The 14,018-nt window shown below is 65.0% G+C and carries 5 protein-coding genes and 1 pseudogene; all 6 read right to left on the bottom strand.

Annotated elements, in window-relative coordinates:
- Positions 1-63: 63 nt before the first annotated feature.
- Entirely contained in the window at positions 64-789 is a 726-nt protein-coding gene (locus ACLF5H_RS23560) for a GNAT family N-acetyltransferase (RefSeq protein WP_421678009.1), read from the bottom strand.
- A 74-nt stretch (positions 790-863) separates the two neighbouring features.
- A complete protein-coding gene (locus ACLF5H_RS23555; RefSeq protein ID WP_421678008.1) occupies positions 864-5,873 on the bottom strand; it encodes an amino acid adenylation domain-containing protein in 5,010 nt (1,669 codons plus the stop codon).
- Positions 5,874-5,909: 36 nt separating this feature from the next.
- On the bottom strand, positions 5,910-6,668 hold the full coding sequence (locus tag ACLF5H_RS23550) for a thioesterase II family protein (protein WP_421678007.1): 759 nt from the start codon (positions 6,666-6,668) through the stop codon (positions 5,910-5,912).
- Positions 6,658-7,674 (bottom strand): amidinotransferase, encoded by a 1,017-nt coding sequence (locus ACLF5H_RS23545; RefSeq protein WP_421678006.1) that lies wholly within the window; start codon positions 7,672-7,674, stop codon positions 6,658-6,660. Before ACLF5H_RS23545 ends, ACLF5H_RS23550 begins: the two co-directional genes overlap by 11 nt.
- 265 nt (positions 7,675-7,939) lie before the next feature.
- Entirely contained in the window at positions 7,940-9,259 is a 1,320-nt protein-coding gene (locus ACLF5H_RS23540) for a carbamoyltransferase C-terminal domain-containing protein (RefSeq protein WP_421678005.1), read from the bottom strand.
- 11 nt (positions 9,260-9,270) lie between these two features.
- Positions 9,271-13,691: pseudogene (locus tag ACLF5H_RS23535) on the bottom strand (amino acid adenylation domain-containing protein).
- Positions 13,692-14,018: the final 327 nt, after the last annotated feature.

The following is a 14,018-nucleotide window of genomic DNA, read 5'->3' as shown; positions in this document are numbered from 1 at the left end:
GCGACGGAAGTGATGTCGCCGGGCTCGGGCGACAAGTCGGGCGGCCCCGATTGTCGCGGCACGCTAGAGACGCCGATGAACCCAGACGTTGGGCTCGACGTACGCCGCCATGTCATGGCGCAGGTCGCAGTGGACCGGGGTCAATGCCTCCGGGACGATGGTCGGACCATGCGTGTCGAAGGGGAGGCCCGTCCATTCCCGCCAGTTGTCGAGTGATCCCACCACCACCATCGACGCCGGAGCCACCCCCACGATGTCCGCGCCCAGCTTGACGTGCGCGCGAAGCAGAGGGTCCTGCGGGAGCCCGTTCCTGGTCCGCTGGATGTACTCGCTCATCGGGAGGTCCGGAACCTCTGCCTTGCCGGGTGGCCTGACCGGCGCGACGTAGTGACGAAAGCCCCTCGTCTCGGCCAGCTGGTGCATGGCGCGCAGCATCTGGGTGCCGATACCCGTCCCGCGCAGGCCCGGGCGGACCACGACCTCCAGCCCGCAGAGCGCATCACCCTTGTACCCCGCCAGCCGCGCGAGGTGGGCCTGACGCACGGCTCCGTCCCACCCGCTGTCCGGCAGGCCCTTGGGAGGCACGTCGTCGAGGCCGATGGGCACGCAGTACCCCCGTGCGAGCACTTTCCCCGGCTCCTCCGCCGACACGGCGACGAGGACGTACTCGGGATAGGCCAGATGGGCGTCGATGTGGAACCTCTCGCCGATCGGCTCGTGCCGCATGAACTCCGGCCAGCTGTCCTTGAGTGCCGAGACCGGCCCCCTCAGGTCGGGTCGTTCGGCCAACGTCAGTATCCGTATGTCCTGGTTCACAGTTCCCGTCCCCTCCACTGTCGCCACTGTCGATTCACCACGAAACCTCAGGCGTCCCCGCCGCCGGACACGCTCCGGACGTGGTCCGCGAGCGCCGCGACGCTGGGCGTGTCGAAAAGCACCCGTAGGTCGACGTCGGTGTCGAGGGCGTCGTTGATGCGGGCGATGACCTGGATGGCGAGCATCGAGTGACCGCCGAGTTCGAAGAAGTCGTCGTGCAGACCGATCGGCGAGATCTCAAGGAGCTCCGACCAGATCCCCGCGATGACCTCCTCGGACGGCGTACGGGGGGCTTCGTAGTGCGCGGCCAGCTCGGGCCGGCTCCCATCGGGCTCCGGAAGCGCCTGCCGGTCCAGCTTCCCGCCCGGCCCCACCGGCATGGCGTCCAGCACCATCACCGCGGAAGGCACCATGAAGTCAGGCAGGAACCCCGCCAGATCCTCACGCAACCGGGCACCCAACGCCACACCCTCGCCCTCATGACCGGGTGCCGCGGTGACATACGCGATCAGCCGACGATCCTCGGACGCCCGCCCGTGCGCGACGACAACAGCCTGCTCCACAGCGGCCTGCTTACGCAGCGCGGACTCCACCTCACCCGGCTCCACCCGATAACCACGGATCTTGACCTGATCATCGGCCCGCCCCACAAACTCGACATCCCCCGAAGGCAGGTACCGCACCAAGTCACCACTGCGATACAGCCGATCACCCCGAGCACCCCACGGATCAGGCACGAACCGCTCAGCCGTCAACCCGGGCCGATTACGGTAACCCCGCGCCACACCCACACCACCGATGTACAACTCACCAGACACACCCACCGGCGCCAACGCACCGTCCTCGTCCAGCACATACAGACGCACATTCCTCAACGGACGCCCGATCACCGGCCGATCACCCGCGACCCGCGCCAACGTCGCATCCACCGTGCACTCCGTCGGCCCATACAGATTGAAGACACTGTGTCCGTGCCGGGCCGAGAGGACCGAGAGCAGGAGCCAAAGGTCCGAATCGATGGCTTCGCCGCCGATCAGACTGAAACGGGGTGTGTGCTCCTGGCCGAGGACGCCCGCGTCGATGAGCGCGCGCAGCATGGTCGGCGTGCAGTTGAACTCGTCGATCCGCTGCTCGCGCACATAGGCGGCGACAGCCGCGGGGTCCCTCCGTGTCGCCTCGTTCAGAACGTGCAGCGTGACACCCCCGCACATCAGGAGCAGCTGCTTGACGGACGAGTCGAACGACAGCGGTGAGAGCAGCAGGCCTTGCAGTCCGGGCGAGAGGAGCTCGTCGCGGGCCAGTTCCTCGCGGAGCGCCGTCATGAGGTTGGCCAACGCGGCGTGGGTGACTTCAACGCCCTTGGGTCGCCCGGTGGAACCGGACGTGTAGATCACGTACGCCAGATCCCCCGGGCCCGCCGCCTCTCCCCGAACACCCGGTTCAACCTCGTCCCCCACAGGAATCTCACCCTGCGGAACACCGACCACAACCCCGCGCCCCAACACAGCCGCCGGCACATCCGCACCAGCCACCACCACATCCGCACCACTGTCCTCCAACATGAACGCCAACCGCTCAGCCGGATACGACAGATCCAACGGCACATACGCCGCCCCAGCCCGCAACACACCCAGCAGCCCCACCACCATCTCCGACTGCCGACCCGCACACACACCGACCACCCGACCAGGCCCCACACCCACCGCACCCAGACGAGCCGCCACCACACCCACCGCCGCATCCAACTCCCGATACGACCAACGCCGATCACCCTCCACCAACGCCACCGCATCAGGCGTCCGCGCCACCTGCGCCCCGAACAACCCAGAAACCGTCACCCCACCCAGCACACCGGACGGGGTCTCGTTCCACTCGGAGACCAGCTGATCGCGCTCGGCCTCACCCAGCACAGGCAACTGGGACAATCGCAGCGACGCATCAGCCGCTACGGCGCCCAGGGCCCGCACGAATCCCTCGGCCAAGCGCACGACCGTCTTCTCTTCGAACAGGTCGGCCGAATAGACGACCTGTCCCTCAAGCCCTCCTCCCGACTCCACCAAGAACATCGACAGGTCGAATCGCGTGACCTCATCGACGGGAGCGAAGGAATCCACTCGCAGGCCCGGCAGGTCCAGCTCGGGCAGCGGGACATCGTTCAGCTGGAACATCACCTGAACGATCGGATTCCGGCCCAGGTCTCGCGTCGGAGCCAATTCCTCGACCAGTTGCTCGAACGGCAGATCCTGATGCTCATAGGCACCCAACGCCGTGTCCCGGGTCCGGCCGAGCAAGTCCACGAAGCGCGGGTCGCCCGAACAATCCGTCCGCATCACCAGGGTGTTGACGAAGAACCCGATCAGCGCCTCCAGCTCCGGACGGTGCCGGCCCGAGATCGGTACCCCTACGACCACGTCCCGCGTCGCGGCGAACTTGCCCAACACCGCCTGGAACGCGGCCAACCCCACCATGAACAACGTCGCGCCGTGCGCCTGGCCCAACCGACGCAGCTGATGGCACACCTCAGCCGGCACCTCAAAGGTCCATGAGGCGCCCCGATAGGAGGGCACCACCGGCCGCGGCCGATCCGCCGGCAACTGCAGCAACGGCGGCGCACCCTCCAGCACCCCGCGCCAGTAGTCGGCCTGGGACGCGGGCCCGGTTTCCTCGAGGCAGCGGCGCTGCCAGACGGCGAAGTCGGCGTACTGAACCGACAGCACCGGCAGAGCCGCGTCCTCACCCTCCACGAACGCCGCGTAGAGCGCGCTCAGTTCCCGCATCAGGACGAGCCGTGACCACGCGTCGGCGACCACGTGGTGCATCGTCACCCGCAGCACGTGATCACCGGGGCCGAGCCGCACCACGTCGGCGCGCAGCAACGGTCCGACCGAGAGATCGAACGGCGTACGGGCCTCCTCCGCCACGAGTCGACGTGCCGCGGCTTCTGGATCCGCCTCTCCCGAAACATCGACCACCCGAAGCGTCATCGGCGCCGGGTCCGCGAACTCCTGCCAGGAGCGGCCCTCCTCCTCGCGGATGGTGACGCGCAGTACCTCATGCCGCGCGACCACGGCGCTCAGCGCCTCGGCAAGCGCGTCCAGGTCCAGCGGCCCCCGCATCCGGACGGCGTCGGGCACGTTGTAGAACGGGTTGTCCTCGACCAGCTGGTCCAGGAACCACAACCGCTGCTGGGCGTGCGAGAGGGGCATGCGGCCGGTCCTGGGAACCGGCTGGAGCACGGCGCGGGACGAGTCTGTCCTCAGGCCGTCCACATGGTCCGCCAGTGCGGCCACGGTGGGGCACTCGAAGACGACCCGCAGATTGATGTCGGTGTCGAGGGCGTCGTTGATGCGGGCGATGACCTGGATGGCGAGCATCGAGTGACCGCCGAGTTCGAAGAAGTCGTCGTGCAGACCGATCGGCGAGATCTCAAGGAGCTCCGACCAGATCCCCGCGATGACCTCCTCGGACGGCGTACGGGGGGCTTCGTAGTGCGCGGCCAGCTCGGGCCGGCTCCCATCCGGCTCCGGAAGCGCCTGCCGGTCCAGCTTCCCGCCCGGCCCCACCGGCATGGCGTCCAGCACCATCACCACGGAAGGCACCATGAAGTCAGGCAGGAACCCCGCCAGATCCTCACGCAACCGGGCACCCAACGCCACACCCTCGCCCTCGCCCTCACGACCGGGCGCCGCGGTGACATACGCGATCAGCCGACGATCCTCGGACGCCCGCCCGTGCGCGACGACAACAGCCTGCTCCACAGCTGCCTGCTTACGCAGCGCGGACTCCACCTCACCCGGCTCCACCCGATAACCACGGATCTTGACCTGATCATCGGCCCGCCCCACAAACTCGACATCCCCCGAAGGCAGGTACCGCACCAAGTCACCACTGCGATACAGCCGATCACCCCGAGCACCCCACGGATCAGGCACGAACCGCTCAGCCGTCAACCCGGGCCGATTACGGTACCCCCGCGCCACACCCGCACCACCGATGTACAACTCACCAGGCGCACCCACCGGCGCCAACGCACCGTCCTCGTCCAGCACATACAGACGCACACTCCTCAACGGACGCCCGATCACCGGCCGATCACCCGCGACCCGCGCCAACGTCGCATCCACCGTGCACTCCGTCGGCCCATACAGATTGAAGGCCACGACATCGGGTGTGTCTTTCAGGCGCTGCCACATGTCGGCGGGGAAAGGCTCTCCACCCGCCATAATGCGGAGCGGTGCGGGCAACGGTCCTGCCGCGAGCAGAGCCGCGAGCTGCGACGGCGTACAACTCACCGTGTCGACGCCGTGCTTGTTCAGGTATCGCGAGGCGGCCGTCAGGTCCCTGCGGTCGTCCAGTACGTGCAGGCAGCCCCCGGTCAGCAGAATGCCCACCGCGCGCCATGAGGCGTCGAAGGTCAGGGATGCCAGCAGCAGCACCTCGGAACCGAGGCACGGGCGCAACTCGTGCAGCATGGCCGCGAGATTGGTGTGGGTGACTTCAACGCCCTTGGGCCGCCCGGTGGAACCGGACGTGTAGATCACGTACGCCAGATCCCCCGGACCCGCCGCCTCTCCCCGAACACCCGGTTCAACCTCGTCCCCCACAGGAATCTCACCCTGCGGAACACCGACCACAACCCCGCGCCCCAACACAGCCGCCGGCACATCCGCACCAGCCACCACCACATCAGCACCACTGTCCTCCAACATGAACGCCAACCGCTCAGCCGGATACGACAGATCCAACGGCACATACGCCGCCCCAGCCCGCAACACACCCAGCAGCCCCACCACCATCTCCGACTGCCGACCCGCACACACACCGACCACCCGACCAGGCCCCACACCCACCGCACCCAGACGAGCCGCCACCACACCCACCGCCGCATCCAACTCCCGATACGACCAACGCCGATCACCCTCCACCAACGCCACCGCATCAGGCGTCCGCGCCACCTGCGCCCCGAACAACCCGGAAACCGTCACCCCACCCAGCACACCGGACGCGGGGACAGCATCAGAAAAATCGTGGAACGAACCACATGGAATCGACGTCACGTCAGCACACCTTGTCCCTTGTGGGCAAATAACGATTCAGAGCCCGATCAAACTACGCGCCGTTGCATCGACGATCTCGATTACGTCTGATGATTTTGTCTCTACAAAGAAGTGGCCGCCGTCGATCTCGACGCTGCGAAAACCACCCGTTGTAAAACGCGCCCATGGCCGGACGTAACTCGGCGGCGTACCCTCGTCATGCTGGCCGTAGAGACCGATGACCGGAATCCGCACAGCGCGCTCACGGATTCCGTGCGCCGCGTCCGAGAGGTGCAGATCGGCCTTCAGCGCGGGGAGCATCAGCCGGGCGAACTCCGCGTTGGACGCGAGTTCGGCCCTGGGCCCTCCCTCGGACCCGAGCCGCTCGAGGAGTTCACCGTCCGCGAGCCACCGTGTCTCCGATGACACCGGACCGCTCCATGGCGAGCGTCGCCCGGACACGATGAGCACCGCGTCGGACTCGCTCCGGTCTCCCAGCAGTTCCTGTGCCACCCGGGCTGCGAGCACGGCGCCGAGGCTATGGCCGAAGAGTACGAGCTTCGATGTGGCGATGGGTTCGATCGCCGCGCACAGTTCGGCCACCAGGCGCTCGGGGTCGGACTCGGGTGCCTCCGAGAGCCGCTCCTCGCGGCCCGGTAGTTGGACCGCGAAGGCGTTCACCAGTCGTGACAGATTCCGCTGCCAGCCACGAAATACCCGAGCTCCGCCGCCCGCATAGGGAAAGCAGACGACGGTGCACAGGGAAACCGGGCGATCGGGAGTCAGGTTCTTGAGTACTGGATGCTCAGTCGACATATGTATCGAGCGAGCCGGATCGACGCACGTCCAGGGTGGCGCAGTGGAAGGAGCCGCCGAAGCTGTTGAAGTTCCGGAAGTTGCAGGGAATCGGGGTGAACCCCCAGTCCTTGAAGAACTGGATCATCGGCTCGTCCTGAGCCTCCACGATGACGCGCTGCTCGTCGAGCATGAGGATGTTCATGTTGATCCACTTGCTCGTCATGTAGAGCGGCTGTGCGTCAGGGATGATCGGCGCGGGCGCGGACCGCACCTCCCAGTTCCTGAACATCTTCGGGACCTCGGGCACTCGCTCAGGGTTGATGAGCAACTTGCCCGGTGCCAACGGAGCCAATGTGGCATCGATGTGCATGGGGTGGGGGTCGTCGAACTCAAGGACGCTGACCCGGAACTCATCACCCAGGGTGCGGCGCAGCCACTCGATGCCGAACTCATTGGTGACATTGCTCTTCTGGCCGATGATGTCGCGCCCGAGGCGAAGGAAGTCGGCAGCATCGAAGGTGGGCTCGAACTCGGTTATCGCGAAGCGGGTCGGCTCGCCCTCCGAGGGCTCTTTCCAGTCAAGGTCGAACAGCTCGTCCGTGAGTTCCGGCTTGGGGCCGGCGATCCACTGCGCTCCGTTGCGGAAGTACTCCTTGAGCAAAGGACGATAGGCGAGGTTCTCGTAATAGCGTGAACGCCAGGCCATGGGGCACTCGATGATCTTCTCGCCCACTACCAGGATGGCGTCACGCGGCATCGCGGCGTACATCCCGGTGGTCGCCCAGGCGCCCGTCGAGTAGAGCTGCCCCTGCGGGATCGGCTCGGGGCGGCGCACGGTGACGCCCTCCGCCTCCAGGATCCGAACGAATTCTTCGAGTTCCTCGTTGGCGGCCTTGACGATCTCCGGCGGGAACTTCTCGCCGCCACGCTGCCGGAATGTCTCATGCTGTTGAGCGGGTATCACCGATTCCAGGGACGGATGCCATTCGGGAAAACGTGCATCGTCCAGGATTCCGACGATCACTTCTTCCAGCGGGTCCCATTCAGTGTAGGAACTGACCTGACTGCCCTCGTACTGCTTCCTTGCATCTCGCACCTACCTGCCCCCAAACAGTTAAGGAATCTTTTTCATTCACAGCGCATGGATCTGCGCCATCGGATTCAAGGAATGATCGCGTCAGTCGTAGATGTACGCATCTTTTTTGGCGAGACGCTTGGCTCGCCGACGGAAGGAGATGTACCGCCGCAGCGAACGGATCGGCCAGGTCAGCTTGGCTGCGAGGCTGGATTTAGAAGACATTGACTCCGTATTTCTCTGTGAACCTCTGAGCATCTTGGGCAGAATCCACCATCGGTTCGCCCTTGATGTTCAGCGAGGTGTTCAGGAGCATCGGGACGCCGGTCGCCTCGTACCATTCCTCGAGCACGTGACGCAGCACCGACGAGCAGTCTTTCTTTACGACTTGAACACGAGCAGTTCCGTCGACGTGCGTGACACTTGAGTAGTCGTGCAACGCGCGGCTGGTGAACTGCATATACTCGTTCATAGGGCCCGTGAAGTACTCGCCGGCAAACTCTTCGAGAATTGCCGGGGCGAACGGCCTGAAGAGCTGACGGCGCTTGATGTTGTTCACCGTGTCTTTGACGTCGTAACGACAGTCGGCGAGCAAGCTCCGATTACCGAGCGACCTCGGTCCAAACTCCGCCTTCTCGGAAGCGACACCGCACACCTTGTTGGTCAGCAGTTCCTTGACGATGTCCGATGGATTTGCCCTCGGCAGCTGCGTCCCAAGATATGGATCGACCCACTGCAGCTTGGCGCGCCGAACCAGTGCCGCAGCGCCCAGGGCACTGCCGGCGTCGCCCGGGTTGGGCATGATCCACAGGTTCTTGCCCTGGATGCGTGAGTTGGCAACGCAGTTGAGGGCACAGCCGCCCATGAGCACCAGGTTCTCTTTCGGACAGAGCGCGACCAGCTCCAGCAGCTTCTCCTCGAAGAGCTTCTGCACGGATGCCGCCAGGTCCTCGGGGCGAGCGTCGGGATACACATCGTCGCACCCGAGATGCAGATTCTCTTCGAGGAGGTGACTCAGGTCGTAACGCGGCTCACCGTAAGCCGCCATACCCATGGTGATGTATTCGTCCGAGTTCGGCTGAAGTCCGACTCGCTTGGTGATCGCCGAATACAGGAGACCGAGCGAGTAAGGGTATTTCCAGCTACGCACCTTCCGCATGTTGTCCCATATGGAGATCGTGTCCCACTCGCCGATCGCGTCGACAACCAATATGTTGCAGTCATCGAAAGGCGCCGTGTAATACCCGGCGGCGGCGTGGGTCTCATGATGGGAGAAGCAGACGTCAGCGGGCGTGCGTCGCCGTGCGAGCTTCTGTCCTGAATACAGACGTCTGGTGGCCTTGAGCCAGGGCCGCTCGTAGTAGGCGGTGGTCTCGGCCTGTTTCATCAGTTCGAGTTGCTTCGGATGCAGCCAGCGGTCCCCCTTTTCCCGGGAGTAGCGCTCACTGTGCGAGGCATGAACGATCACCGTGTCGTCGAGCAGGCAGAGTGCCGCATCGTGAAAACCTTCGGAGAAGCCGGCGATGAGGGCCAAATCCATACTCCTTAGTCGGCAATGAGTTCACGTATCGAGCGGTCCGGCGCCCGGAGGCCGCCGACCAGGATTTCCCTCCACAGAGACAGCAGTTCCACGATTTCGGACCGGGAATACATTCCGTCACGGCACAGGAGCGCGGCTTGCATGCCGTTGTCGTCCGCGCTCACATCGAGGGTGAAGTCGTGCCGAACGCTGTCGCGGTCCTGCGTGTATTCCTCGGTCGAGACCGTGATGTCTTCCAGCGCCCTTTCGAAATGCTGGCTCCGGTTGAGGGCGAACCAGACTTCCGTGTACGGGGTCCGATCGGGGTGGCGTCGTGGCCGGGTGGCGGCCACGACCATGTCGAAGGGCAGATCCTGGTGATCCTGCGCGTCGAGGACGGTTTCCCGGACCCGCCGCACCACCTCACGAAAACCGGGCTCACCACCGAGATCGGTGCGTCCAACGACGGATGATTCCGCCCCGCGACCGGAGTCGCCACCACAATGTCCGTCTCACCCGTCAAACGATGCAACAAGACCTTGTACGCGGCGAGCAGCACCATGAAGGGAGTACACCCCTCATCCCGCGCCAACACACGCAAACCCGCGACCAGTTCCGCATCCAACGTGAAACTGTGGGTGTCCCCTTCCCACCCCGCACCCGCCGCCGGCTCCCGGTCGTACGGCAACCTCATATACGCGGGCGCCCCCGCGAGCCGCCCACGCCAGAACGACTCCAACTCCCCACGCCGCTCCCCCGCCAACTCCCCCGCCTGCCACAACGCGTAATCGGCATACTGCAAAGGCAACTCCGCCAAAGGCGCCGCCTCCCCCCGACAGAAAGCCGGATAGAGAGCCAGCAACTCATCCTGCAGAACACCAACAGACCAGCCGTCCACCACAATGTGATGCATATTCAGCACCAACACACTGTCATCCGCATCCGCCAGGATCAGACAACCCCGCAACAACGGACCACGCGCCAGATCGAACGGCACCGACAACTCTTCACGAACCGCCGAATCCACCGCCCCCCGACCCCCACCACGACAGTCCACAACCGGAAGAGCCACCTCGAACGGCGCCCCCACCACCTGAACCGGAACACCACTCTCCACAGCGAACGTCGTCCGCAACACCTCATGCCGACGCACGATCTCACCCAAACACGCCCGCAACACATCAGGACGTACCCGTCCCCGCAACCGCAAAATGAACGGAGTGCTATAAGCCAAACTCCCCGGCGCAACCTGATCAGCAAGCCACAACCGACGCTGCCCGAACGACAACGCAACCTTGGACGACGTCGAAGTCCTCGGCAGGGGTGCGGTCTTCGCGCCCACGCCGCGCAAACCCTCGATATGCCGGAGGAGGCCATGCGCCGTAGCGTTCCGCAGGAACTCGGAGAACTCGATCTGCACCGAGAACGCCAGCTCCAGCTTGGCGATGATCCGGATTGCGCCCAGAGAGTCGCCGCCGAGCTCGAAGAAGTTGTCGGAGACTGCGATCGGGCTGTGACCGAGAACTTCCTCCCACACGTCGAGAACGATGTTCATCGCCTCGGAAATGGTTCCCCGGTCGCCACTCTTCTCTTCGGAAGCCGAGATCTCCAGCAATCTGGCGCGGTCGACCTTGCCATTCGTGGTCAGCGGGAAGGAATCGACGTACACGATCGAATGCGGGATCATGCTGGCGGGAAGAGCGGCTTCTATGAGCGTGCGCAGTGCCCTTGTGTCGATCGTCGGATCCTTCATGATCACGTACGCTCGGAGAATCGTCGCTCCGTGTTTGTCCTTGTCCGCGGCCACCGCGCAGGAAGATACCCCCGCAAGAGCGCTGACAGCCGCTTCGACCTCTGCGGGCTCGACCCGGACACCTCGGATCTTCACCATGTCGTCGCAGCGGCCGACGAACTCCACTTCGCCACCGGGCGATATACGGCCCAGATCGCCGGTGCGGTACATCCGGCTGCCGGGTACGTCACTGAACGGGTCGGGCAGGAACTTCTCCGCGGTCAGGGATCGCCGCTCGAAATACTCCTGCCCGACGCCGACGCCGCTGATGAAGATCTCGCCCACGGTTCCCGCGGGCAACGGCTCCAGCGTCTCCGACAGAATGCGGATGGACGTGTTGGGCAGCGGCCGGCCGGCCCGATTGGCCGGTGTGCCCGCGTCGAGTACGCCGATCGTCGTGGACATGGTGCCCTCGCTGGCCCCGTACACCTGGCCCACGGCCGCCTGCGGCAGCCACTTCTCGACCAGGGCGTCCGACAGGACGTCGCCGCCCACGACGATTTTGTCGATCAGCGGTACGGTGCCGGGCTCGATCACCGTGAGCGGCCCGGGTGTGCCCATGTAGAGCGTGACGCCCTCACGCCGCAAGGCCTCAGCGGTGACGCTCGCACCACGTCGCTCCTGGCGGGGGATGACGCTGAGCCTCGCGCCGGTCAACAACGCCATCCACACCTCTGCGGACATGACGTCGAACGACGGGGTGGCCAGCTGGGCAACATTCGTATCAGGACCGACGCGCATGGCCTCGCCCATCCCCAGTGCCCAGTTGCACACCGCGTCGTGCACGAGGACGACGCCCTTCGGTTCCCCGGTGGAACCGGAGGTGTAGACGATGTACGCCGGGCGCCTGGACGCGGGGAAGTCGTCCCTGTCGCTCCACGGCCTTCGTTCCTCGGACAGCCGGTCATAGGCGAGGGACGCCCACTCGTTGGGTGCCGACGCGTCGGTGTGCGACACCACGACGGAGCATCCGGCGTCATCGAGCAGCCAGGCGTTGCGCTCCTCGGGCGCGGCCGTGTCCAGGCACATGTAGGCCGCGCCGATGCGCACGGTGGCGACCAAGGCGATCACGAGGGCGAGCCCTGGTTCCAGGGAGAGTCCGACCACATGGCCGTTGCCGACCCCCGCGGCTCGGAGGGCGGCGGCCACCTCGTCGCTCGCCGCGATCAGTTCGGGGTACGTCAGGCTGTCGCCCGCGCTTTGCAGCGCGGTCGCGTCCGGGTGCCGTTGGGCAACGGCGTCCAGTGCTCCGCCGAGATCGAGGTCCAGCAGATCGGTCCGGGTCGGGCCGACGAGGACGGAGGTGGGCTGCTCCGCGACCTCCGAGGCTCGTAGGTCGCGGTCCGCTCCCCTGTCACCGGATACGCCCAGGCGCAGCACTTCGACGAACTGGTCACTGATCGATTTCACCGAGTCGGCGTCGAACAGGCCACGCCGGTAATTGACCTGGATATCTGTGGAGGCTCCCTCGAAGACAGAGAAGACCAGGTCCACCGGGGCACCGGGCAGAGGCGCCTGGGTCGGTGTGGCCACAAGGTCGCCGATGCGGTATTCGGACACCGATTCCGGCTGGTGAACGAGTGTCGCCTGAAGGTACGGGGTCCGACCGGGTTCGCGTGGTGGCCGGGTGGCGGCCACGACCATGTCGAAGGGCAGATCCTGGTGATCCTGCGCGTCGAGGACGGTTTCCCGGACCCGCCGCACCACCTCACGAAAACCGGGCTCACCACCGAGATCGGTGCGCAACACCAGATTGTTGACGAAGAACCCGATGAGCTGGTCCAACGACGGATGATTCCGCCCCGCGACCGGAGTCGCCACCACAATGTCCGTCTCACCCGTCAAACGATGCAACAAGACCTTGTACGCGGCGAGCAGCACCATGAAGGGAGTACACCCCTCGTCCCGCGCCAACACACGCAAACCCGCGACCAGTTCCGCATCCAACGTGAAACTGTGGGTGTCCCCTTCCCACCCCGCACCCGCCGCCGGCTCCCGGTCGTACGGCAACCTCATATACGCGGGCGCCCCCGCGAGCCGCTCACGCCAGAACGACTCCAACTCCCCACGCCGCTCCCCCGCCAACTCCCCCGCCTGCCACAACGCGTAATCGGCATACTGCAAAGGCAACTCCGCCAAAGGCGCCGCCTCACCCCGACAGAAAGCCGGATAGAGAGCCAGCAACTCATCCTGCAGAACACCAACGGACCAGCCGTCCACCACAATGTGATGCATATTCAGCACCAACACACCGTCATCCGCATCCGCCAGGATCAGACAACCCCGCAACAACGGACCACGCGCCAGATCGAACGGCACCGACAACTCTTCACGAACCGCCGAATCCACCGCCCCCCGACCCCCACCACGACAGTCCACAACCGGCAGAGCCACCTCGAACGGCGCCCCCACCACCTGAACCGGAACACCACTCTCCACAGCGAACGTCGTCCGCAACACCTCATGCCGACGCACGATCTCACCCAAACACGCCCGCAACACATCAGGACGTACCCGTCCCCGCAACCGCAAAATGAACGGAGTGCTATAAGCCAAACTCCCCGGCGCAACCTGATCAGCAAGCCACAACCGACGCTGCCCGAACGACAACGCAACCTTGCGGTCTTCCGAGTTCAACTCGAGCCCCCCTCGCATCCCCTATAGGGGTTACCTGCCGAACAGCCCTTCGCTTATTGGACCTTACCAGCGAGTCCCGAGTTGCAAGAGTGCTTTGTGAGACGAGTACGAGGTGAGTGCCGAAGGAGACCCGGTCCCTCCACATACAGCCTGAACAGAGCGACTGATCCCGGGCGTTCCGCACATCATGAGCAGTCAATGGAGTGACCTAGATCACTTCGCTTATTCGGATCTCTTAGCCTCTGCGATCTACGACACCTTGACAGTCATCGGAGCCGAGAGTTTGATGGCTCGCGGCCTCGCTGACAGGGCCGTCATCGCAAGAGAGTCGAGCAGACACGGCCC

This window comes from Streptomyces sp. LaBMicrA B280, from assembly GCF_049222185.1.
Taxonomy (GTDB): domain Bacteria; phylum Actinomycetota; class Actinomycetes; order Streptomycetales; family Streptomycetaceae; genus Streptomyces; species Streptomyces murinus.
The sequence above is the reverse complement of the archived record's forward strand: the minus strand, read 5'-3'. Positions and strand labels throughout refer to the sequence as shown.